The 25,294-nt window shown below is 41.8% G+C and carries 17 protein-coding genes and 1 pseudogene; 5 read left to right on the forward strand and 13 right to left on the reverse strand.

The genetic code is table 11. The annotated features are described in order from the left end of the window. Nucleotides 1-193: 193 nt before the first annotated feature. The 5 genes from HW278_RS02330 to HW278_RS02350 are packed head-to-tail and all read left to right on the forward strand — an operon-like array spanning nt 194 to nt 3,668. The gene (locus HW278_RS02330) at nt 194-631 is read left to right on the forward strand and encodes a DUF6452 family protein (protein WP_178977980.1); all 438 of its coding nucleotides are present in this window, start codon (nt 194-196) and stop codon (nt 629-631) included. After that, the gene (locus tag HW278_RS02335; protein WP_178976810.1) at nt 597-1,427 is read left to right on the forward strand and encodes a DUF6048 family protein; all 831 of its coding nucleotides are present in this window, start codon (nt 597-599) and stop codon (nt 1,425-1,427) included. The genes HW278_RS02330 and HW278_RS02335 overlap by 35 nt, the downstream gene beginning before the upstream one ends. A 17-nt stretch (nt 1,428-1,444) precedes the next feature. Then, nucleotides 1,445-2,065, forward strand: coding sequence for a hypothetical protein (locus HW278_RS02340; RefSeq protein WP_178976811.1), 621 nt, complete (start codon nt 1,445-1,447; stop codon nt 2,063-2,065). A 10-nt stretch (nt 2,066-2,075) separates the two neighbouring features. Beyond that, the gene (era, locus tag HW278_RS02345; protein ID WP_178976812.1) at nt 2,076-2,957 is read left to right on the forward strand and encodes a GTPase Era; all 882 of its coding nucleotides are present in this window, start codon (nt 2,076-2,078) and stop codon (nt 2,955-2,957) included. A 6-nt stretch (nt 2,958-2,963) separates the two neighbouring features. Then, nucleotides 2,964-3,668 (forward strand): cell division protein FtsQ/DivIB, encoded by a 705-nt coding sequence (locus HW278_RS02350; RefSeq protein WP_002673131.1) that lies wholly within the window; start codon nt 2,964-2,966, stop codon nt 3,666-3,668. 95 nt (nt 3,669-3,763) lie between these two features. Here HW278_RS02350 and rfbB read toward each other — a convergent pair whose 3' ends face one another. The 13 genes and pseudogenes from rfbB to HW278_RS02415 all read right to left on the reverse strand — a co-directional run bounded on the left by rfbB (nt 3,764) and on the right by HW278_RS02415 (nt 25,038). After that, a complete protein-coding gene (rfbB, locus tag HW278_RS02355) occupies nt 3,764-4,756 on the reverse strand; it encodes a dTDP-glucose 4,6-dehydratase (protein WP_178976813.1) in 993 nt (330 codons plus the stop codon). After that, complete coding sequence (locus HW278_RS02360; protein ID WP_178976814.1) at nt 4,757-7,021, reverse strand: GH92 family glycosyl hydrolase; 2,265 nt, start codon at nt 7,019-7,021, stop codon at nt 4,757-4,759. Nucleotides 7,022-7,108: 87 nt separating this feature from the next. Beyond that, a complete protein-coding gene (locus tag HW278_RS02365; RefSeq protein WP_009418007.1) occupies nt 7,109-7,771 on the reverse strand; it encodes a DUF421 domain-containing protein in 663 nt (220 codons plus the stop codon). A 40-nt stretch (nt 7,772-7,811) separates the two neighbouring features. Continuing rightward, nucleotides 7,812-8,594 (reverse strand): DUF481 domain-containing protein, encoded by a 783-nt coding sequence (locus HW278_RS02370; RefSeq protein ID WP_178976815.1) that lies wholly within the window; start codon nt 8,592-8,594, stop codon nt 7,812-7,814. A gap of 955 nt (nt 8,595-9,549) precedes the next feature. After that, nucleotides 9,550-12,326: pseudogene (locus HW278_RS12785) on the reverse strand (ABC transporter substrate binding protein). 1 nt (nt 12,327) lies between these two features. Next, nucleotides 12,328-13,206, reverse strand: coding sequence for a carbohydrate kinase family protein (locus HW278_RS02380; protein ID WP_178976816.1), 879 nt, complete (start codon nt 13,204-13,206; stop codon nt 12,328-12,330). Between the two features lie 190 nt (nt 13,207-13,396). Continuing rightward, nucleotides 13,397-14,563, reverse strand: coding sequence for an MFS transporter (locus HW278_RS02385; RefSeq protein ID WP_178976817.1), 1,167 nt, complete (start codon nt 14,561-14,563; stop codon nt 13,397-13,399). 66 nt (nt 14,564-14,629) lie between these two features. Beyond that, the gene (locus tag HW278_RS02390) at nt 14,630-16,846 is read right to left on the reverse strand and encodes a GH32 C-terminal domain-containing protein (protein ID WP_178976818.1); all 2,217 of its coding nucleotides are present in this window, start codon (nt 16,844-16,846) and stop codon (nt 14,630-14,632) included. Nucleotides 16,847-17,051: 205 nt separating this feature from the next. Further along, nucleotides 17,052-17,204, reverse strand: a complete 153-nt coding sequence (locus HW278_RS02395; protein WP_178976819.1) for a hypothetical protein — start codon at nt 17,202-17,204, stop codon at nt 17,052-17,054. A 36-nt stretch (nt 17,205-17,240) separates the two neighbouring features. Continuing rightward, nucleotides 17,241-18,698: a glycoside hydrolase family 32 protein gene (locus HW278_RS02400; protein ID WP_111972695.1), complete on the reverse strand. Its 1,458-nt coding sequence runs from the start codon at nt 18,696-18,698 to the stop codon at nt 17,241-17,243. A 122-nt stretch (nt 18,699-18,820) separates the two neighbouring features. Continuing rightward, nucleotides 18,821-20,200, reverse strand: a complete 1,380-nt coding sequence (locus tag HW278_RS02405; RefSeq protein WP_009422054.1) for a DUF4960 domain-containing protein — start codon at nt 20,198-20,200, stop codon at nt 18,821-18,823. Continuing rightward, complete coding sequence (locus HW278_RS02410; protein ID WP_002673155.1) at nt 20,187-21,857, reverse strand: RagB/SusD family nutrient uptake outer membrane protein; 1,671 nt, start codon at nt 21,855-21,857, stop codon at nt 20,187-20,189. The genes HW278_RS02405 and HW278_RS02410 overlap by 14 nt, the downstream gene beginning before the upstream one ends. Nucleotides 21,858-21,894: 37 nt before the next feature. Further along, on the reverse strand, nt 21,895-25,038 hold the full coding sequence (locus HW278_RS02415; protein ID WP_178976820.1) for a SusC/RagA family TonB-linked outer membrane protein: 3,144 nt from the start codon (nt 25,036-25,038) through the stop codon (nt 21,895-21,897). Nucleotides 25,039-25,294: the final 256 nt, after the last annotated feature.

Genomic DNA, 25,294 nt, shown 5'->3' on the forward strand with positions numbered 1-25,294 from the left:
CCTTCGTCTTAGGTTCGCTTTAGCTTCGCTCTCCCTTCGAATAAGCTTTGTCCATCAAGCTAATAAGTATCAATGCTAAGTTGCCCTATGAAGTTTTTTTTGTCATTTGTAATTATTTCGTATCTTTGCACCAACTTTATTTTTGATAATGAAAAGAACTATCTTTATATCATTTTTAATACTCTCGCTTTCAATGTTGGTAAGTTGTGAGTCCGACGACCTTTGCGACCACAGCGTGAATACACCTCGCTTGGTGGTGCGTTTCTACAACCAAAATAACACCCGTACACCTTTTAGCGTGGCTAACCTTACAGTTTATGGCGAAGGAAATACTACGCCTCTGGTAAGCAGTGCAACTTTAGATTCACTTGCACTACCTTTGCGCTTGGAGTCCCCTACTACCTACTTGTTCCAAACCGTAGTTTCAGGTACTACCACTAGCACCGCAACCCTCACGCTCACTTATACTCCCGAACAGTCGTTCGTAAGCAAGGCTTGTGGAGTGAAAATTACTTACAACACCCTTTCAGCTACCATTCAAGATACAAATACCTCTTGGCTAAAAGGTCTTAACATCAAGAACACTACCGTAGATAATGAAAAAAGAGCTCATATACATTTGTATCATTAGTATTTGGTGGGGCTTAGGTGCAATGGCTCAAACGGCTACCCGCACGACCTCACAAACTACTATCGCCCTACCCGAAAAACAAGAAGCCCCTGTGTACAAACAGCGGTATGGCTTGCGCGTAGGTGCCGACCTGAGCAAAATGGTACGCCCTTTCTTTGATAAGGATTACTACGGACTCGAATTGGTAGGCGATTACCGCCTAACAACCAACTACTACTTCGCTGCTGAACTCGGTATGGAAAAAAGAACTAAAAACGAAGATTTCTTTACTTACTCTACCGAAGGTCAATTTTTACGTGCTGGCTTCGATTATAACACCTATGGCAATTGGTACGGTATGGAGAATATGATTTACGTGGGGGCTCGCTATGGCATTTCGCTCTTCTCTCAAGACCTTACCTCGTATATTATCCATAAAGATAACCAATATTGGAACGAAACTATCACAGGCTCCGACCCTTCTTTCTTAAAGAAATACGACGGACGTACAGCCCATTGGTTGGAACTTGTATTGGGCATCAAAGCGGAACTCTTACACAACCTTTACGCAGGAGCAAGCGTACGCGTAGGTCTTTTGGTGGCTCAAACGGGCAGTAGTGGTTTCCCTAACTACTATATTCCTGCCTTTGGTCGGGTATATGAAGGGAGTCGTTTTGGTGTGAATTTCAACTATACTCTCAGCTATCTCATTCCTCTTTATAAAAAAGAGAAAAAGAAAGAAGAGACAGATACCCAAAAAACTAACTCCTCTCCTACCCCTTCAGCTCCTACTAAAAAACCAAAAGGAAGAAGATAATAATTGACAATGTTGTTATGAACAGATATATTACACTTTTTTTGCTCCTTTTTTGTAGTGTTGCTTATGCTCAAGATGTGGAGACAATGCTTACCGAAAAAGTAAAACTCCTTGACAAAAGTTATGCTACTAAAGAATTGCAGACTTTAGCTAAAGATTTTGAAACTCTTGCCAACACAGTGCCTTCGCATTGGCTCGCAAATTACTATGCGGCTTATGTGAACATTCGCCTTGCCGACCAATCATCGGGAGGGTCTATTGACAGTTATTGCAATCTGGCAGAAAAGTACATAAAGATAGCTCAAAAACAACCCGATGCCGATGCATCGGAAATCAACGCCTTATACGCCTATCTGTATAGTGCCAAAGTGAAGGTAAACCCAATGTTTCGCGGAGCTAAATACGGTAAGCTGAGTCGTGAGTATTCCGAGAAATCTATTAAAGAAAACCCCAAAAACCCAAGACCCTATCTCATTCGTGCTATCGGTATTTACTTTACACCCAAAATATTTGGTGGGGGCGTAGCAAAAGCTAAACCAATGCTCCAAAAAGCCTTAGAGAAGTTCGAACATTTTACTCCAAAAACGCCTAATCATCCTCATTGGGGCAAAGGAATGGCAGAGTCAATTAACAAATAACAATTAACAAGTGCACAAAGCTGGATTTGTAAATATTATCGGGAACCCCAACGTAGGAAAATCTACCCTTATGAATGCCTTTGTAGGCGAAAAACTCTCTATTATCACTTCCAAGGCACAGACCACGCGACACCGTATTTTTGGTATCGTAAGTGGTGATGATTTTCAGGTAGTTTTTTCGGATACCCCTGGTATTATCAAGCCATCGTATGCCTTACAAGCCTCGATGATGGATTTTGTAAAGAGTGCTTTCGAAGACGCCGACATTCTTATTTATATGGTAGAAATAGGCGAAAAAGAGCTGAAAGACGAGGCTTTCTTTAAGCGCATCGACCAGTTGGACGTGCCTGTATTGTTGCTCATTAACAAAGTGGATACTTCCGACCAAAATGTATTAGAGGAACAAGTCGCCTACTGGAAAGAAAAAGTGCCTCGTGCCGAGATATATCCTATTTCGGCTTTGCGCAACTTTCAAACCGAAGTGGTGTTCAACCGCATTATAGAACTCTTACCTGAGTCACCTGCATTTTTCCCAAAAGACCAACTCACCGATAAACCAGAGCGTTTCTTTGTAAACGAGATTATACGCGAAAAGATACTATTGCATTACAAAAAGGAAATCCCTTATTCGGTAGAAGTAGAGACCGAAAGTTTTGCCGATAGCGAGACAATTATTCACATTCGCTCAGTGATAATGGTAGAACGCGAGAGCCAAAAGGGGATTATCATAGGTCATAAAGGGGAAGCCTTAAAACGGGTAGGTGTAGAAGCTCGCACCGATTTGGAGAAGTTTTTTGGCAAACAAATACACTTAGAACTTTTCGTAAAAGTAAATAAAGATTGGCGTAACAATGTGCGACAATTGCGCAGGTTTGGTTACGATATCAAATAAAGAAAAATGTACATAAAAAAAATCATAAAAATATTCGTTATCGTATTTTTGCCCTTTTGTATACAGTTGTTTGCTTCAGGGCGTAATAAAACACGTACCGTAAAAGAGGTGGTGGTAGACCATCAGGACGAGAATATGTATGTAACTGATGATGCCATACGGCGCACTATCTTCAAAGACCCACAAGCAAAACACCCTATGGGACTCCTTCGTTTAAGCGAAATCGAAAAACTCTTAGACAACAATGTGATGATTGAGAAATCGGAAGTATTTTGTACTATTGATGGTACCCTAAACGCTAAAATCAAACAGCGAGAGCCTATCGCACGTGTATACGACGGCAATGGAGTGTATTATATGGATACACAAGGAAAGAAGATGCCTCTTTCAAGTTCTTACTCAGCACGCGTGCCTATCCTCAGAGGTAATACCGAGCGCTATTGGCAAGCCTCCTATGCACTGATGCAGTTTATCCAAAACGACCAATGGCTGGCTGAGAACATCACCGAAGTATTGGTAAAACCTAACGGAGAATACGAATTTTTAATGCGTGTACCTCACTTTAAGGTCGTTTTCGGCAAGTTTGAAGACGAAGCGCTCAAGAAAGCAAACCTCAAAGCCTTTTACAAGCAATTGGAGAAGACTGATAAACTGAACGAATATAACATCGTAAACCTAAAATACACCAACCAAGTGGTATGTAGAAGATGAGATAATTAGCAAATGAGATAATTAACAAATTATAGAATAGAAAAAACAGAGGTTACTATATAGTAGCCTCTGTTTTACCTTTTATCTTTTACCTTTTACCTATTCGCTAGGTACCATTTTACAGTTTTCCGTATACCTTCTTCAAACTGTAAGGAAGGTTCCCAGCCGAGTTCATTTTTCAATTTAGTAGCATCAATAGCGTAACGGAGGTCGTGACCAGCACGGTCGGTTACGAAAGTGATGAGTCTTTCGGAAGTACCTTCGAGACGACCTAACTGCTTATCCACCTCTTTTATGATTACCTTCACCAAATCGATATTACGCCATTCGTTAAAGCCCCCAATGTTGTAGGTATCACCATCTTTTCCTCGGTGGAAAATAGTATCGATAGCACGAGCGTGGTCTTCCACAAAAAGCCAATCGCGAATATTTTCCCCTTTGCCATAGATAGGTAGCGGCTTATTATCTACAATATTATAGATACACACCGGTATTAACTTTTCAGGGTACTGGTGAGAACCGTAGTTGTTAGAACAATTTGAAATCACCACGGGCAATTTGTAAGTGTTGTGATAAGCTCTCACAAAATGGTCTGATGAGGCTTTAGATGCCGAATACGGTGATTGAGGGTCGTAAGGAGTTTGCTCTGTAAAGAGTGGTTCGCCTATTTCTAAGGCTCCATATACCTCGTCGGTAGAGACGTGATAAAAGCGTTTGCCTTGCATATTATCTTTCCACACTTCACGCGCTGCTTGCAAGAGGCTCAAAGTACCCATCACGTTCGTTTTCGCGAAGATAAAAGGGTCTTCAATACTTCTATCCACGTGACTTTCGGCAGCGAGGTGAATAATCCCATCAATGCGATGTTCAGCGAAGAGGGCTTTCATACGCTCGTAGTCGCAAATATCCGCTTGTATAAAAGTATAGTTAGGAGCATTGGCTACGTCGGCAACATTCTCTAAGTTACCTGCATAAGTGAGCTTATCCAAGTTAAAAATGTGATAGTCGGGGTATTTGTTTACAAATAGCCTCACGACGTGAGAGCCGATAAATCCAGCTCCTCCTGTGATTAAGATATTTCTTTTCATTTATTTGTTTGTCATTTCAAAAACTAATTCACCGCCTTTTAGAAGGTCTTGGTGAGAAATATGCCATTGGGTATATTCTTTGCCATTGAGTTTTACAGATTGGATATACTTATTGTCTTTAGACACATTCTTGGCTATAATGGTAAAAGTCTTTCCGTTAGGCAAGTGTATGGTTACTTTATCAAAGAGTGGACGACCAAATTGATACTCGGTAGAAGCTGGATTCATAGGGTATAAGCCCATAGCACTCCAAATGTACCAAGCCGACATCTGTCCGCAATCCTCATTACCACTAAGTCCGTTAGGGGTAGTGTTGTACTGAGTTTGCAAGATGCGATCTACCCAATATTGGGTTTTCTTAGGTTGTCCTGCTACGTTGAACATATAAGCAATATGGTGACTGGGCTCATTGCCGTGTGCATACTGACCTATGAGTCCTGAGATATCAGGAGAGGTGTTTTCACCGGTGATTTCAGAACTTTCGGTAAAAAGTTTTTCTAAGTGTGTTACAAAAGGCTCATTGCCTCCAAATAAGCTGATAAGACCTTGTACGTTGTGAGGCACAAACCAACTGTGTTGCCAAGCATTGCCTTCGGTATAGTCGGTGTTTTCGCGGTGATCGGAGCGTTTAGGATCAAAAGGTGTGCGCCATTTACCATCAGTGCTTTTACCGCGCATAAAGCCCGTTTCTTTATCAAATAAATGAGTGTAGGCTTCTGAGCGTTTGGTAAAGAAGTCGGCATCTTCGTTTTTACCTAAGGCTTTAGCCATTTGCGCCACACACCAGTCGTCGTAAGCGTATTCAAGGGTAATGGTAACCGACTCGTCTACCCCTGCGTTATAAGGAATATAACCATATTTTTTGTACGCTTTGAGTCCGCGATCATCTTGCATCATTGTAGTTTTCATTGCCTCGTAAGCCTTTTCAGCATCAAACCCACGTACCCCTTTAAGGTAGGCTTCGGCAATCACTGCTACCGAGTGATAGCCGGTCATTGTATTGGTTTCGTTGCCGTAGAGTGTCCAAACGGGCAATACTTTGTGCACTTGATAGTAGGCTAACATTGAGTTGATGATATCGGCAGTTACTTTGGGTTGCAAAAGGGTAAGCAGTGGGTGCTCGGCACGGAAAGTATCCCACAGAGAAAGGGTAGAATAAGCAGTACCTTCAGTTTTTACAATCTCGTCGTTTTGCAATCTAAACCATCCATTCTTGTCAGAAAAAGTTACAGGCGCTACTTGCGCGTGATAGAGGGCAGTATAGAAGATGGTTTTGAGAGAATCAACAGGGGTTTCTACTACTATACTGCTAAGGGTCTTTTCCCATTGCTGTTGTGCTAATGATTTGGTTTTATCAAAATTAGGAGCGTTATATAACTCCAAGTTATCTAAAGCATTTTCTTCATTCACTGAAGAAAGAGCTACTTTTACCTCTAACTTCTCATCAGTATTATCAAAGAAGATTTGCCCTGAAGTAACATCATCTTTGTGTTTTTGATAGGTAATATTTTTTATAGGCTTAGAAAACTGAATCGCAAAGAACACTTTTTGGTTTTCAGCCCAGCCAGTACTATAACGATAACCTGTGATAATATTGTCGTTGTTATTAGCGTCTAACTTCTTATCCAATTTGCTAAAAGAAGTTTTGGTAGGGCTATCCCAGTTGATAGCAAATCCTAAGTTCAATAGTACTGATTGTTCTGCCCCTTTTTCAAAAGTATAACGATGTACGGCATAACGTTGTGCCGCAGTGAGTTCTACATTCACTTTGGGGTCTTCTAAATACACTTGGTAATAGCCAGGTTCTGCTTTTTCGTTCTTATGGCTATATTTTGATTTGTAAGGTACCATATCGCGAAACTCTTGGGCATTCACGGGGTATTGCTCTTTGCGTCCGTATTTCAGTACACTGAGGTCATATTCTTTAGTAGTAGGCATTAGCAAGATGTCGTTTAGGTCTCCTATACCTGTACCACTAAGGCTCAAATGTCCAAAACCAACCATAAGGCTATCGGAATAGTGATAACCTGAGCACCAATCCCAGTTGCTGAGACCATTCACGGGGCTCACTTGTATCATACCGAAAGGCGTAGTCGCTCCAGGGTAGGTATGCCCGTGTCCACCTGTACCGATGAACGGGTCTACATAGCTGATAAGCGGTTTTTGAGGAGTTTGCGCTTCTTGCTCAGAAGCTGTTTTAGATTGATTACAAGCCCCTAGTACAAAAGTAGAGGCTACCAAAAGAGTAATATGTTTTAACTTCATTGTAATAGCAATTAAGTATTTTGGGCAAAGATAATAAAATAACAACGAATAGCAAAATGTTTTTGGGGCTTTTCTTTCTCATTGTTACTAAATATAGGGTATAACTTTTATCTGAGCATTTTCGTATTCTGCTAAAAATACCTCGGAAGGATTGCTGTATCCTGCCTTTTGTAGCTCTCCAAGTAGCCATTCTTCGCTTTTATCTACATCTTCCAGCACGCTTTTTTGAATAATTCCATCGGTAATGACAGGATATTTGGGGTTTTCTTCTCCTGCCAACACGATAATGAGTTCGCCATTCTGTTCAAGTACCGCTCTTTTTACCTCTCTGATATAGTATACCCCTTCTTTGCGCAGTTTGAAAGCGAGTTCGTGTGCCGTAATTTTAGCTTTTTTGCAGGCGGCTATATCTATCTTACCACGATTGATAACAATCACAGGGGCGCCGTCTATAAACCTCCTAAAAGCTTGGTTTTTAGTTTTTAACTCACGTAACCCTATGATAAGGAATGCCCAAATAGCCAATACGATAGCAAACTGAAAGATACTCACCGATGGACTGTAAATTACACCTCCAATAATACCCCCAAGTACGTAATTTTGCACCTGATCTATTGCCGAACTCGGTGCCAAATTACCCTTGCCCGATTTGTTGATGATTAAGGCAAGAGCCAACAATCCTAAAAGCAATTTTAAAAATACATCCAAATAGAAAAACTCCTCGGATTCAATATAAGGAATTGTATACATAATGTTAATCAGAAAATTAGTAAATTAGCAAATGCGGAAATTAGAAAGAAATATTAAGCCCAACTTCAAGCGAATGATAGTCCTTTTTTATAGGTACAATAGGAGCAGTGTCGTAGATAAGTCGGTAGGTACCAAGTATACCTATGGTAGGCGTAATATTGTATTTGAGGTCGATAGCCCCACCATAGCGCGCTTCCTTAAAAGTACTATCAGGTCTAGTTTGATGAATGGCAGTAGTGGTAAGCTCCCATTTTTCACCTATTCGAAGTTTATAACTGAGCGACAAATGACTTTTGATACTGCGACTGTAAGCATAAGTAGCCTCAACGTTATCGGGAGCAGGATATTCCCATTTTTCGTATTCAAAGAAGAAGCCCACCGCAGCAAACATCAGCGAGGATTGAGTATTCAGCAACCGATAACGCGATTGTAAGCCAGTAGAAATCTTGTGTTTCATTCCCCTGCTCTCTGCCCATTGCGACTCAGCATAAGGATACACCTCAAAAGCGTGGTCTAACAGATAGCGGTACTCCATATGCACATAGCCCCCACTTAATATTACTTGACTACCATAAGTAGATAACTCAAACTTGTTAATTACATTAATAACTCTATTGCAATTGATAAACAAGTTAAGATTAGCCGTATTTTTAAAAGTGAAGACATCTTCTTTTTCGGTTTTAAAATCCAAGATAGGCATTAGGCTCCCTTGCAAAGTTTTGGTGCTGTCTATCGTCATAGTAAGGTTTTCCGAAAAAAGCATTTGTGAATAGGCAGAAGCCGAAGACAATAGCGCCAATAACATATAAAGTAATCGTTTCATCGTTTTTAAGCATATATTTAATAAGGCACAAAAGTAGAAAATCAATCGCGAATACACAAAAAAATCTCACTTAAAACCAATGCTTCATACCTTTTTTATAACAATTTTCCAAGAGAAGTTTTTCACCACATTACCCTCATCATTCATCACTCGTCATTCATTTTTTCTTCCCTTTTCCGTCATCACATTCCCCCTTTGAACGGAAGTCCGCGAGAGCGGAGTATGTGAATAGGGGGAGGTTTCTTTTGATTTTCCGTCATACTCCCCCCTAGTACCTATGGCCTAAGGCCTAGTGCCTATTCCCTTTTCTTTCGCCTCGAAACCCCGTTTTTAACATTTTTTTCACTGTTGTATTACAGTATAAATCAACCACTTATATACCCTTCCTATACCAATCGTCCAAGATTCGTATAAGCTTCCTATAAGCTCTCTATAAGCTAACCATACCCTCCTCACAGCCTTTTTTCATCAAAATTCCTCCCGACTAACTTCCGAACTCCTCCGTTTTCTTCCGAATCCTCTAACCCCTCCTCTGACCTGTCCGACCCGTCCATTCCTCTTGGTGGTATTATTGGCATTTCTGGTATTATTGGCATTTACCCCATTTGCTAATTTCCAAATTTGCTAATTTCCTCATTCCCTCATTTGCTAATTAATCTCAGTTATATATAATACTGATTTACAATTATATTTACATTGCAATCTGTGAAATCCAGCAACGCAGTTGCCATTTCGTGCCCATCACATTTGTCAATTATCAATTATCAATTGTCAATTGAAAGACTATCCGTACAATCCATACGAGACTTTCAGGCAACTTGTTGCCTATTTGTTTGATTTTTTAAAGAATTGTAGGATTTCTGTAGCGTAAGCTACACTTTCCTTACATCAAACTCGCATTAATAAAAAATTATCTGGGAAAAATCAGTGCAAGATTTTAAAGCAGTCTATAACACTACCTAATCCGTTCCAAGTACTCTGTCGGACTCTCGTTGTAAAAATCTTTAAAGCATTTCGCAAAGTAGGAAGGAGAAGAAAATCCTACTTCATAAGCGACTTCCGAGATGCTCTTGGCTTTGCTGTTGAGCAACTGCTTAGCGTATTTTACTCGTATGGTGCGAATAAGCTCATTAGGTGAATAGTCAGTGAGAGATTTGATTTTACGATATAGGTTAGAGCGCGACAAACCTAAGGCGTCGGCTATTTCGTCTATATTCATTTCAGGATTGGCGATAGAGTTCTCTACGTAATGCGTAAAATCGGTGATAAACTGCTGTTCTACCTTACCTAAAGTCTCTTGTTTAGTTTCGTTCAAGAGGAAATTACTAAAACTCTCACGTATCTTCTTACGGTTTTCTATGAGCTTGCGCACCCGTGTTTTCAGTAATTTTATGTTGAAAGGTTTCGCAATATAGGCATCGGCACCACTCTCAAAACCTACTTGCTTTTGCTCGTCTAATGCATAAGCGGTGAGCAAAATCACAGGAATATGATTAGTAGCCACGTTAGTTTTTATCAACTGACATAAATCGAAGCCATCAGTTTTGGGCATCATCACATCGCTAATTACTACATCGGGAAGGTGCTTTTTAGCGACTTCAAAGCCTTCTTCACCGTTTTCAGCTTCGATAAGGTTATAGTCATCACTGAGGATATAGCGAATAAACTGACGCATATCCTCGTTGTCTTCCACAATCAGTACAGTAGGTTTCTCCGAAGCCGTTGGAGAAGCCGTAGGTAGTTTGAGCTTCTCGGTAGGTGCGGGCAACGAAGGCAATAAGTCGAGATGGGTTTCTATGTAATTGCTGTCGTATACCGCTTTTACCGATACTTGTTCTTGAGTGAAAGGCAGGCGAATGACGAAGGTTGTCCCCTCCCCTTCTGTACTCTCTACGCTAATGGTACCGTTGTGTGAGGCTACTAAGGCTTGTACCAAAGCCAAACCAATACCCGAACCTTCGCTATCGGGATTTATTTTGTAGAAGTGTTCAAACACCTCACTTTGTTTGTCTTTCGGAATATATGAACCGCTGTTGAACACACGTAGCACAGCTACTCCTCCTTTGGAGGGGTTAGGGGGAGGTCTTCTTTTTCTAACGACACGGTGATACTTCCTCCTTGAGGTGTGAATTTCAGTGCATTGGAAAGTAGGTTGAAGTAGATTTTCTCTACTTTTTCCTTATCGAAAGCCATTTCAAAAGAAGTGTCTTCGGCAAGAAATTGAAAGTTGAGTTTCTTTTGTTTGATACGGTCACTAAAAAAAGAATTGAGTTCAGTAAGAAACCGTTTCAGGTTGCCCTTAGTGAAGTACATTTGCATCTTGCCATTCTCATAACTGCGGAACTCAATTACTTCGGAAATGAGATGCAAAAGTCGGTTGCTGTTCTTTTTGATGAGGAATAACAAGTCCTGTTCTTCTTTGGGAAGTGAATTGTGAGCCAAAAGTGTCTGCACAGGACCTAAGATAAGCGACAGCGGTGTTTTAAATTCGTGAGAAATATTGGTAAAGAAGAGTAATTTGGCTTGGGTCGCCTCTTCTAATTGCGCCGAGATTTCCTCCAAGCGCTCTTTCTGTTGTTGCAATTCGGTAGCCTGACATTTGATTTCTTCGTTTTGTTTTTCTAACAGATTATTAGCACGACTCTTAGTGCGATATGCTCTGATAGCTATTGCCAAAAATATGGTAATCAACCCAATGGCAGTAATAGAAATGTAGAAGAGTGTGCGCTGAGTAGTATGCTGAATAAGGCTCTCACTCAGTTGCTGATTGATATCCTCTATCTTAGCTTGTTTCTGAGCAATTTGTTCTGTTTGCAACTGTAAAATACGCACATTGCTCTTGTCCACCACAGTGGTATTGAGGATATTCTCGCGCTCAAAAGGTTGTTTATGGAGTATTTTCATTGCAAGGTCAATAACCTTTTCACCTCCCGTAGGATAGATAAACGACGCGTCTTGCACGTTATTCTCTATATTGCTAATTCCTTCTTGTTGTAGCGCATCTACCCCTATGATAAAGGGTATCTTACCGTTGAATTGCATCGCTGCTTCGTGAGTACCCGCTGCCATTGGGTCGTTCATCGCAAACACAAGGTCGATATTGGGGTGTTGCTGAAAAAGTTGTTGCATTTGCACTTTGGCATCTGCTTTGAGGAAGTTGCCCCAGGTCTCGGCTACTATTCGCACCTCAGGAGCGTTCTTAAGGGCATCTACAAAGCCTTTATGGCGTTCCGCATCGGAAGTTGAGCCTTTGGTACCACGCACTTCGGCTATATTGCCTTTGCCTTTGAGAATACCTATCGCATAGTGTCCCGCTTCTTTGCCTATTTGGTAGTTGTTAGCTCCCACATAGGCAGTATAACTCTCAGTAGCGATTTTCCTATCTACCAAAATCACGGGAATACCCTGCTGGTAAGCCTTTTCAATAACTGGTGTACACGCTTCCGACTCGTTAGGCGAAACGACGAGCACATCTACCTTTTGCTCTATAAACCACTCTATATCGGCGATTTGTTTGGGAGTATCGTCTTTCACACTGCGAATCAGTAGCTCAGTATTGGCTTGGTAAAGGGCTACTTCGCGTTTTAGCTCCTCGTTCATCGTTTGTCGCCAAAGGTCTTCACTGCACTGCGACACCCCTATTACATAACGGGGGTTTCGCTCCCTTTGGCAAGCTAAGCAAGCAAAGAGAGCGAAATATAAAAAAAGTATATGATACTTCCTAAAAGTCATTTTATCTAAACAACTCTAAATGAGAATCGGCAAGGCGAGGCATCGCACCGTGTTGCTGACACACGTAAGCCGATACTTCTACCGCCAATTGATGTGATTGGGCAATACTGCGACCATTGAGGTAAGAGGCTACAAAGGCAGCCGTGAACGAGTCGCCTGCACCTACCGTATCGGCGATGGTAACCTTAGGTGTCCCTAAGAACGATTTCTCATTAGGCGTGAACACATAACTACCTCTTGTACCTTGTGTTAAGATAAGAAATTTGAGGTTGTATTTCTCCAATAGGTGCTTGCACACTTCTTCATCAGTTCCTTGCAAATTGAACATTTCGGCAATTTTCACTATTTCCTCATCGTTGATTTTTAATGCGGTTGCCTTGTCTAACGAATCGGCAATTACCTCTTTGCTGAAGTATTTCAAACGGAGGTTGATATCGAATACTTTTAAACTCTCGGCAGGCATCAAATCTAAGAACTTGTGGATAGTAGCGCGCGATATTTCACTGCGTTGTGCCAACGACCCGAAGCACACAGTATTAGTGTTCTTTGCTAAGTTCTCAATACGCGAAGAGAATGGAATATTGTCCCACGCTACATTTTCGCTAATCTCATAGGTAGGCACCCCGCGACCGTCCAACTGTACTTTTACGGTACCTGTGGGGAAATCAGTCTTCTCAATGATGTAGTTGAGTTCTTTTTCTTCTAAACTTTTTAGTATTTCTTTACCGAGGAGGTCGCCACCAATGGCACTCACAGCATAGCCGTTGAAACCAAATTGCGACACGTGGTAAGCGAAATTAGCGGGCGCACCACCTAATACTTTTCTTTCAGGGAAAACATCCCAAAGGATTTCCCCCAATCCTACTACTGTATTTTTCATCGTATTATATATTATCCTCTCCTCTGTATTCCCCTTGGGGGAAGGAGGCGAGAGTGTTATTGTTAATTCTTTTTCAGCGTACAAAGTTATAAATTCTTTTTGAGATTTCCTACTACTAATAATAAATACTATCAGTCGTCAAACCTTTCTGACTAATCCGACTTATACATTTTGTAGGGCTCTCTAACGACTAATTGTTAGCATTTGCTTTGAGTCGAATGCTCATTAGCAACAGATATAATACTCCTATGCTGAGGACAATAAGGGCTCCTATCTGTGAGCCGTTCATTGCATCGGAGGCTAAGCCCATTGCAAAAGGGAAGATAGTACCGCCAAAGAGTCCCATAATCATCAAGCCTGATACTTCGTTTTTCTTAGTAGGGTTCTGCAAGAGGGCTTGCGAGAAGATGATTGAGAATACATTGGAGTTGCCAAAACCTACCAAAGCAATAGCGGTGTAGAGCATTGTCTTATCACTGAAAAAGAACAGTATCGCCATTGAGGCTACCATACAAAGCACACTAAGGGTAAAGAAACTCTTAGGAGATACTTTGGTGAGGATATAAGCTCCTGACAAACATCCTATGGTACGGAACAAGAAATACCAGCTGGTGGCAAAAGAGGCTTGGGTAGTGGTAAGCCCTAAACGTTCCATAAAGATTGTAGGTGCTGAGGCATTAACTCCTACGTCTATTCCTACGTGGCACATAATACCAATGAAACACAAGAGTACATAAGGGTTGGCAAGCAGTGCAAAACACTCGGCAAAGGTGGCGTTCTTACTGTCGTTTTTCTCTTCTTCAATATGGGTAGCTCCAAGCCACAAGAGGGTTACTACCGAAATAGCTACAAAGAGTAGGAAGAAAAGTCGCCAATCATTGAATTTATCAAAGCAGAAACTCATCAGCAAGGGGGCAGAAAACGAGGCTATCGCCTTGATAAACTGACCAAAAGTGAGTGAACTCGCGAGTTTGTCGCCTTTTACTATAACTGACATTAGTGGGTTTAGCGATACTTGCATTAGCGTGTTACCAATACCAAGCAAGGAGAAAGCTACCAGCATAGTGGTATAATTGTAGCTGATAAAGGGCACTACCATTGCTAAGATAGTAATCACTAAGCTGAGGAGTACGGTTTTACGACGCCCTATTTTGCTCATCAGTACACCTGTGGGCACTGAGAAAAGTAGAAACCAAAAGAATACCATTGCAGGGAGCGCTTTGGCGGTGGTTTCGGTCAAGCCAAAATCGTCTTTTACAAAGTTAGAGGCGGCGCCTACAAGGTCTACGAAGCCCATACAGAAGAATGATAGGAGTACGGGCAATAAATACTTTAAATAGTTGTTATTCTGTTGCATACTATGAATATATTATTAGTCTCACACACTCCCCTCTCCTTGGGAGAGTGCAGAGGGAGAGGATTATTATTTCAATTTATAGACAGTTACATTGTTAAGGGTGAGGGTACCTTTGCTGGTATTGAAGCGGAGAGTATTGTACACTTCGGTAGGAAATACCGCATTGGTTTGTACTACTTCACCATTGTTCACAAAGAGTTCGGTTGAGGCTTTGTCTACCAATAAGCGTACGATATAGCTTTTCTTAGCTACCATTGGTGCTTTGATAAGCGTTTCGGCGAAGTTGGCATTGAAGGCTACACTGCTCTTACTGCGGTCTACCGATAGAGTTTTATTAGCGCCGTCGAATAGGTATTTGATAGTTTCACCTTTGGCGTTCTCAAGGGCAAAGCTAAAGCTATCGGTTTCGTTAGGGGTTACCGTAAAAGTAAGTTCGTAAGCTCCTTGATTATTGGGCAAGAAGTTTTCGAACGTTATAGCATCGGAGGTGTTGGTACGTGTTTTATCACCTAAAAGCACTGCTTCACGACGCAAGCTCTCCAACTCTTTTACGGGCTCACTGGCTACTACCAAGTGCTCGCCATTATGCATCAAACGCAAAACGCGGGCAACGGTCATCGCGCTACGGAAATTTTGAGTAGGGGTTTCATTGGCGTAATCCCAGTTGCTCATCCAGCCTATGAACAAACGGCGACCATCGGTGGCGGGGACATTACTCCACGTTACGCCTGCATAATTATCACGTCCGTAGTCTAACCAAAGTGGATAGTTCATAGTATCGGGGGTGAAGGTTTTGCCATCGAAATTACCGATAAAGTACTGAGTAGCACTTCCGCCGTTAGGTCCGCCTGGGTTGATACTCACGAAGAGCACCCATTTGGTTTTTCCTTCATAAGTAAGCGGAAAGAGATCGGGGCATTCCCACACTCCGCCGTGTCCGCCTAAGCCTTCGCCAAATTCACTGAGGCGTGTCCATTCTTTGAGGTTCTTAGAGCCATAGAAGGTAATCGTTTGGGTAGTAGCAAGGCTCATCACCCATTGTTTAGAGGGTGCGTGCCAGAATACTTTCGGGTCGCGAAAGTCGATAATATTGGCATCGGTGAGTACGGGGTTGCCTTCGTATTTGGTGAAGGTTTTTCCGCCATCGAGACTATAAGCGATAGATTGTGTTTGGCGTTCGCCTGCTGAAGTGAAAATTGCCACCATAGCGCCTTTGCCAAAGCCGGCTGTGTTATCGTGGTCAATCACAGCACTGCCTGAGAAAATCGCTCCTAACTTATCGGGGGCTAATACTAAAGGCTTGTATTCCCAATTCACCAAGTCTTTGGAAACGGTATGCCCCCAGTGCATATTGCCCCAGCGCGCTCCGTAAGGGTTGTATTGGTAGAAGAGGTGAAACACTCCGTCGAGGTATACCATTCCGTTAGGGTCGTTCATCCAGCCGTATTGAGGGGTGAAGTGGTATAGCGGACGGTATTTTTCGTTGTAGTTGAAGTTATATTCAGCCGACTGTTTGATTTCGGCTAAGCCCATATCGGTAGTTTTGGCTACTGCGAAAGTAAGGGTTACTTTCTTGCCTTTGTACGCCTCGATAGCAATAGGCACCCAGTAGTCGATTTTGCTTTGGGCGATGCGAATGGTCATTGGCTCGCCTATAGGGGTACCGTCTACCGATAGTTGAACTTTGTTTTCGGTTGCTTGGTCTTCAACAGGAATGAGCAAGTATTTGTCTTTGGCTTCAAAGGTGCGGGTGTAATCAGTCATAAAAACGCTTTTTTGTTTGTTGCCTTGTTCAATTTGGTCGATGAGGATATGCCCCCATCCGCCACGTTGGTTATCGACAATTCGGATAGTGGCTTTCTTTCCTTTATAGGGTTTTACGTCCCAAGTGAGCCATTGTAGGGTTTCGGTTTCGTAGAGAGAACGCGATTGTAGCACACTCTTTCCGTCTACCAAAAGCTCAATATAGGTATCGGCGTGAGTGCCTCCCCCAACGAGGAAGTTGATGTAATCGCGCTCGATGGTGAACTCTTTGGAGGTTAGTGCTCCTCGAGAGTCGTCGCCGTTGTTGAAGCTGTTGGCAAGGTATTTCCCTTCAAAGCCTATTACGGGTTGCTGACCGGTATAGCTACCCGTGGCGGGAGTCGCGCCAAAGGCGTCGCCTTCTACCGTCCAATTGGCATAAGTACCCGATTCGAAGTCCTCAATAATGAGGTCATCAGTGTTTTGCTGGCAGGCAGTGAGCGTTAAGACTCCTAATCCTGCTATTAGTTTGTTATTCATATACTTTTTTATATCTCTTTTAATTAAAAGATGGTACAAATATACATTATTTTTATCTAAATTAGCAAATAAGTAAACTAATTCCTCATCTTCATTCCCTCTCACTAAGGAGAGGGAGGAAGCTGAGACTTATAAAGTAATGAAAGTATCTGTTTTTGAGGTAAAAGATAAGATGTTTATACCCGTCCTTCGCCTTAGGTTCGCTTTAGCTTTGCCTTAGACTCATCTTTTCTTCGTTTTTTGTTCGTCTTTTCTTCGTCCTTTGTTCGTCCTTTGTTCGTCTTTCCTTCGTCTTTCCTTCGTCTTTTGTTCGTCTTTTGTTCGTCTTTTGTTCGTCTTTCCTTCGTCTTAGGTTCACTCTTCCTCCTTTTACCTCTTATCTTTTACTTTTTACCTAAAAAGTAAAGTTTGCTGTTCCGTTAGCAAAGATGCCCCAAGGGTTTTGGTTCATCTTATAGCAACGGATAGAAAGGGCTACTACATCGTTCACATAGATTGCTGCTGCCGAGCCTTCTTGCACTATTTTCACGGTGTATTCCTTGTTGGCGTTCACGGGGAGTTTTATGCTATTAATGGTAGCAGTACCTCCGTCTCTAATCACGCGGTTGAGTTGTAACTCTCCTTTGTTGAGGTTAAGCGTTACGCGATAGGTTTCATAAAGGTTACCACAAGCGCCAAACATCACCCCAAACTCGGTAGCGGTATTGGCTTTTATTTTAGCAACTATCTTATTGAAACCACTGCTGAGACGGTCGAATACACGAGTATTATTATCTAACGAAATGCTACCCAAAGAAGCAGATATCGCTTGTTTGCTATCGAACGCGGTAGGCATTTTTACGTTAAGGGTACCATCGGCGTTTTGAGTGAGCTCGTGCACTGCCAAAGAACCTCCCCAGTGATAGGCGGAATTGTCTTCATAATTAATACGCGACGGATTCCAACCCCATATATAGCGGTGAGTGCCGTCGGTAGCGGTTTTTCCAGCATAGAACACACGGTCATCTAAATCTTGTTGTGCAGGGGTAATCCAATTCTTGTCACCCACACGACGGTATCTGTATTGCACACGGCGCACGCTTTCTTCGATGTTAGAGAATATTAAATACTGATAGTTTCCTTGTGTAAACACATCGGGACACTCTACCATAAAAGCACTGGGGTCAGTATAGAAGAAGGGAGTGTTCGGGTCTTTTGTCCAGTTCTTAAGGTCGGTAGAAGTGAATTGTGCTACGACACCTTTCCATACACCGCTTCCTATATCGGCACGGGTGCTAAGGAGCATCTTGTAGGCATTTCCTTCTTTGAAGACAATAGGGTCGCGGAACTCATTGCGGTCATAGCCATCGGGAGCTCGGAAGGAATGTTGTGTATCCTTTGTCCACGTTTTCAAATCGGTAGAAGTAGCCCAATAGATGATTTCTTTGGGGTCTAAATCGCCGTTATGCCCTGTGTAGAAAGCGTAATAGGTATTCCCGTCTTTGAATACTGAACCTGTACCGAGGGCATCTTCGTGCGAACCGTCGGCACCACAAGGGATAGCTTCACCATTATCGGTATAGTTCACCAAATCAGTAGTGGTAGCACTATACCAAGGGTGGAAGGTTGCAGGTGCTGGACGTTGGTCGTATAGGTAAAAGATATGGAACTTACCGTTGTCATAGAACGGCATAGGGTCTCCTACCCACGCGTTCTTGGGCTGAAAGAAGTGCTTATAAGTGCGACCGTAATCTTGTACGGCATAACAAGTAGAAGCATCGGGAGCCGCATTAGGGTCGTTACTACAATATTCTTTTTTTTCACAAGCTATTAAAGCGGTAGCACAAAGTGCCAATGTAAGTGTCTTTTTCATTGTTTATTAATTTAATTTTAACCTCTTTTTAATTATTTAACCTCCTCCTATTCCCCCTTTTTAAGGGGGAAGAAAGGACGGTTATCACATATACGTATGAAAAGAGGTATTTTATGTTTCTATTAATTCGCTAAATATTCTAAGGCGTTGGCAGTGAGCAATTCGATATTGCTCTTATAAGCATTGGCAGGTGAATTGTTTTCGTTATACCAGTCGTAAGCTTCACTACCTATACAGATAGTGCGACCTGCATTGCCTCGTTTGAGGTATTCAAAGATGACAGCGCGATTGCTCATCGTTACGTCCCAATGCAAACTTGCTAATATTTTGGAGCCTGCAGCAGTTTGCCAACCTGCAGCATTATGTTCATAATCTCCCCAATCGAAGTTCCAAATAGCATTATGTCCTTTTGTATTTGTTCCTTTAGAAAGAAAGAAGGATATATAATCAACCCCCGACTTTTTAGTCAATCCTTTAAACAATGGGTGGTTTTCATTGCCTTTGTAGCAAAGTGACCAATCTTCACCTACTGTAAATGGAACGTTATTTTCACCCCACATATTGTTTACTACCTTGCCGTCTAAGGCGATACCTAAATCGACTACGTATTGTACTGCCCAAGAAGACAATAAGAACGAACCACCGGCAGCATAGAATTGTTTCATCTTGTTTACGACAGCATCTGCTTTGGCCTCAGCAGGCAACTCTTTGTTGTTATCCCAATGCCACCAAATCACTTTGTAGTCGTTGAGATTAACTTTGCCGTCCTTGATGTCGCTAAACGAAATGTATTTAGCAGTGTCGTAATTTTCGGTAAGCCAAGTGTAAGCTGTTTTCTCGTCTTCATCGGCTATAGCAGAAGCACTGTTAGCTGTACCTACAAAGGCAATAGGCGCAAAGTTAGTAGGGATAATCTCTACGCTATACACAAAGCTTTTTCCACGATAACTCATAGTATAAGTAACGCTTTGAGTAAAGTTTTGGGTAACTCCCGAAGCAGGGCTCACAGTAGCATTAGGTGTTGTGCTGAAGGTGGGGGTAAGCGCAGTAAGACTTTCACCCTTAGGGTATTTCACGCTTATCTTACCCGTACTGTGGTCAATCGTAGCTTTGTATTTACCAATAGCAAAATTCTCTAACTGTGGATATTGAGCGGTAACAGTGTAATCCCAATAAAGGTTACCGTTGAAAATGCGGTATTTGGCGCCTTTGCTCAAATCGACATTCGTTCCTGCAGTAGGCACTGAGGTAGCTCCCTCGGGCAATGAGAGGGAAGTGGTCATTTTGGTAAGGTCGGTATTCCAAGGAGCGTACACCGTGATAGTTTGTTTCTCCTCGTCTATAATCCCATCGATACCATCGGCTTGAAAGGCATTAATTTTTGCCTCTTTGTCGTTAATAAGTTCGCCTTCGTGCTTTTCGTCACAGCTGAGTAAGCCGAGCAAAGCTACTACACTAAGGGCGAGTTTGTGTACTATTGTTTTCATATTAGAATCCTGCATTTTGTTTGTAAATACCTTTTACATACCCTATTTGGTTTTGTGGAATAGGGATATACTCATTTTTATTTTTAGTGAAATAAGCACTGCTGAATATCGCTGGACGACGTGTTTTCTCTTTAGTGAAATAGTCGTTGAGCACTTGGTCGGCGATACCCCAGCGCACAAGGTCGAAGAAACGAGAGCCTTCCATAGCAAACTCTAAACGGCGTTCCCAACGGAGTGCTTTGCGAGCAAATTCTTGATTCCAAGTACAGTTTACACCATTTTGATATACAGCTATATCAGTATTGGTAGCGTAAGGAATCATAGAAGTACTTTGTTTAGCGCGTTGGCGCACTTGGTTAATAAGTGACAAGGCTTCGTTGCTACGATTGAGTTCGATAAGAGCTTCAGCACGCATTAGGAGTACATCGGCGTAACGGATAAGAATACGATTCTTAGAGTTACCGCGGAAAGGGTTGATATTGCGGAAGCAAGAGCAAGAAGGGTCTACATTCTCTTTGAGTGATGCATAGAAACCGTATACATTGCTATTGCGATTCCAATCATTCTTATAAATCAACTCGGCATTGTACTTATAAGGCAAACCAGGTAAGGCAACGGTGTGAAACAAACGAGGGTCGGCTTTATCACTAGTAGCGTTGTAATCGTTGTTGTTGAAGTTATCGAAATCAGGCAAGCCATTCACTGTTTTGAAAGCGTTTACCAAATTCTGACTTGGTTTATGGAAATCACAGCAACCTAACTTTTGTGGAGCAGAGAGCTGGTCACCCCAGTTGAGGCGTCCGTACTGAGTACCATCGTCCACTGAGTATTGTACCGCAAACATAGATTCTTTACCATTTTCATAACCACCGGGGAGGAAGTTAAACGCAAAGTCATCTTCCAAACCATAAGAAGAACCTAACGCAAAACTTGTATAAGTAAGTACCTCTTGCAAATCTTGGCTATTGATACCTGTTACACTATTGTTTTCTGATTGGCGATACGCTTTGTACAAATAGGCTTTAGCTAAATAAGCTGCTGCTGCATATTTATCAGCTCTACCTTTTTGAGGTTGGGTATTAGGCAATAAGTCGTAAGCTTTTTTGAAATCGGCTACTATTTTTTGCCATTGTTCATCATTAGGCAAAGTGTTAGGGGTGGTTTCGTAAGCACTATCAGGTGTATTCTCATCTACAAAAGGAATATGCCCAAAGATAGTTTTCAACACAAAATAGAAATGACCTCGCAAGAAATACATTTCGCCCATACGCGATTGACGATTTGCTACTTCAGCATCGGAAGCCTGTTGCAAGGCTTTCAGAGCAGTATTGGTACGCGAAATAGCCATATAACACATAAACCAAAAGCGGTCAGCTTCACCAAAAGTAGGGTCGATATTCTGAGCGATTTCATAGAAATGGAAATGCTGGATATCGCTCACGTCTTGACCTCCTTTATAAGCGTCATCGGCACGTACATTACCGTAAATCCAAAGACTAAAAGGTGCATCGTAGTGGTCGTTACCCAAAGACGAATAAGCGGTAGTTACCAACTCATCGGCTTTAGAGATAGCTTCTTTCTCGGTCATAATCCCTTGTGGATTATCGTCTAAGAAGTTGCAACCTGTAAGTAGAGTTGCAAATATTGTGGTGGTATATATTATCTTTTTCATTTTATTATTATTTATCAGACGTCAGACTATTGATAATTTAAAAGCTAGCATTCAATCCCATAGTGAATGTTATTGGGATAGGATAACCATAATTAGGGTTTTCAGGGTCTTTACCTGTAAACGATTTGCTCTTGATAGTAAAGAGATTCTGACCGCTTACATACAAGCGCAACTTGCTGAGCTTAATTCTTTCGGATACTTCTTTAGGTAAAGTATAGCCTAACTGTACGTTACGAAGTTTTAGGTAAGAGCCATTCTCTACATAGTAAGTAGACATACGTCCTTCGTTATTATCATCGGTGTAAGCTACACTTGGAATATCGGAATCAGGATTGGTAACGGGGTCGAAAGCATCGAGCAAACGGCGACCTTTATTGGAGTAGGTATCTACCACACTCCAGAAGTCAGTATGTTTTTTCACATCGTTGATAATATCGACATTCTGTACGCCTTGCAAGAAGAGGGTAAAATCGAAGTTTTTGTACTCTAAGTTGAGGTTGAGACCGTAGATAAAATCAGGGTAAGGAGACCCAATCCAAGTGCGGTCGTCTTCGTTTACTACTCCATCGTTATTCAAATCGCGGTAGCGGATACGACCAATACCTTTACCGTTTTGTATAGGGTGCTGATCGAGTTCTTCTTGGGTTTTGAAAATACCATCAGCTACATAACCGTAATAAGATTGATAAGGGCGACCTAAGATATTATCCCATTTACCATTTCCGCCGTAAGCATTGACTACAGATTCTGGTAATTCAGTAACTTTATTTTTATTGGTTGAAACGTTGGCATTGATATCGTATTTGAGTCCGCCTTTGGTCTCGTTACGATAACCTACTGATACTTCCCAACCTTTGTTTTCCATACCAGCACCATTTACCCATTGGGTAGCACCTTCACCCTTGATACCTGCATAAGGAGGTTCTACCAAGATGTCTTTGGTCTTTTTGATATAGTATTCTACTGAACCGTAGAGATTGTTATTAAAGAAACCGAAGTCTAACCCGAAGTTGGTTTGTGTGGTGGTTTCCCATTTGAGATCTTTGTTACCGAGACGACTGCGACGGAAACCAGAAGCTAACTGACCAGAGCCTTTTCCTTCGATATCGTAAGAGGTATTCCAAATACCTGTTCCAGACCAAATATAGTCGCCTGTTACCCCATAATAAGGATCGTAAATATCGTAAATAGAGTAGTTGCCGATTTCTTGGTTACCGTTTTGCCCCCAACCGAAGCGCAATTTGATTTCAGAAACGGTATTGCGAATATTCTCCATAAAGGCTTCTTGAGAAAGACGCCAACCCAAGTTGAAAGCAGGGAAAGTACCCCAGCGGTTCTCTTTGGCAAAGCGAGAAGAACCATCGTGACGAAGGGTAGCTGAAGCGAGGTATTTGTTATCATAAGCATAGTTGATTTTTCCGAAGAAAGAAAGCAACTTATAACCGGTAGCTCCACCACCTCCTGTAATACCTCCTGTAGCGAGATTAGGCCACATATATTCAGGAGTTTCTAAGGCAAGAGTAGTACCTTTTACAGAGAAGTTTATATCATCTTGTGAGAACATTTCCATACCTGCTAAGGTTTCAAAGCGGCTCTTGCCAAGCTCGAAGTCGTAGGTAGCTGTATTTGCCCAGTTCCATTTCGTCCAGTGAGATTGTTCGAGTTGAGAGAAGGTTTTTTCTTTGCCTTCTTCCATAAAACCAGAAATATACGAATGGTTGAGTGTACGTTTATAGAAATTACCGTAATCTACCCCAAAATTAGAACGGATATTGAGCTTATCAATAGGTTTAATGTTTACAAAAGCATTCCCGAACATACGCCAGTAGTTATAACGATTATTCTTATTGTCGTTTACTAAGCGAGCAGGGTTCTGACGGTCGGGCAACCCATTTACAGGACCTCCCCAATGCTTACCGTCTTGAGTGCGTACCGGAATGAAAGGTACGGCTATCATTGCTGCTTCGGTAATTTGGTAAGGTTGCTCTACCTCGCTGGTACGGTTTACAGTGAAGTTTTCACCTATGGTTACTACATCGCCAAAGAGTTTGTAATCGGTATTGATACGCGCAGAGAGGCGAGAGAAATCAGTATTCTTTACCAAACCATCGTTGTTATAATAGCCTAACGAAAGGAAGTAGTTACCTTTATCAGTACCATTGGTAACCGAAAGGTTGTACGATTCAGTTACCCCCATACGAGTGATTTCCTTGAACCAATCGGTATTAGAAGGGAGCATAGGGCTTCCTGTTTTATCAAAATACTGACGTGGATAGTACAAATTATTAAGGGTGCTGTGACCATTGGCATCGGTAGTATAATCGTAGTGAATACCTAAAGCGTTTTGGTTAGGGTCGTTACCACGGTTTACAGCTGCTTTCCAAAGCACTTGTGCATACTCATTAGCATTGAGCATCTTCATACGAGAGTGAAACATCGAAACGGTAGTATAATGGTCGAAATCTACCTTTAACACTCCGTTTCTACCTTTTTTGGTAGTAATAACGATAACCCCATTGGCAGCACGTGACCCGTAGATACTTGCTGCCGAAGCGTCACGCAACACTTGTATACTCTCGATATCGTTAGAGTTCAGCTCGTGCATACCGCCCTGAGTAGGTACTCCATCGATAATATAAAGAGGGTCGTTGTTATTAAGCGTACCGATACCGCGAATGCGAATGGTAGCTTTACCAGCAGGACCACCGTTATCGGTTACTTGCATACCTGCTACACGACCTTGGAGGGCTTTCATAGGGTTGTTTTCGGCAGTAGACATCATCTCGTTTACCTTTACTACTGATACTGCACCGGTAAGGTCGGTTTTACGTTCAGTACGATACCCTACAGAAACGGTAACTCCTTCGAGAGTAGTCACCTCTTCTTCTAAACTTACGTTTATTTCCTTGCGTCCTTTCACGGCTACGGTTTGGGATTTGTAGCCTATATAAGAAAAGACCAAACTATCGGTGGCTGCAACGGGTTGAAGGGTATAATTCCCGTCGAAATCAGTAGAAGCACCTACTGTTTTGTGCTTTACCACCACACTTACACCCATCATAGGGCTGTTGTCGGATTTTGCTTTCACCACTCCTTTTACTTGTTGGGCGAAAAGAGCACCCGAACAGTTGCAGAGCAAAAGCGATAGTAAAATGCGCTTGTTTATCTTTCTACTCATCATATTGGTATTTGTTTTTTAACAATTGGTTTTATTTTCTTCGCATTGATGAAAATACGATGTTTTTTCGGAGGCAAAGGTAAGGCAAAAGAAAGTATAGCACTATCAAAAATCGGTCAAACACTATCAAAATTGTGGCTAATTTTTGATAATGAAGAAAAATACATAAAAGTTAATTGGCTAACTATTAAACATTTAAATATTTTTGATAGCAGATGAGCAAAAAGTGATAGGAGGAAATTTCTATTATTTTCGTTTG

It is taken from the genome of Capnocytophaga sp. oral taxon 902 (assembly GCF_013394735.1).
In the GTDB taxonomy this organism is placed as follows: Bacteria; Bacteroidota; Bacteroidia; order Flavobacteriales; family Flavobacteriaceae; genus Capnocytophaga; species Capnocytophaga ochracea.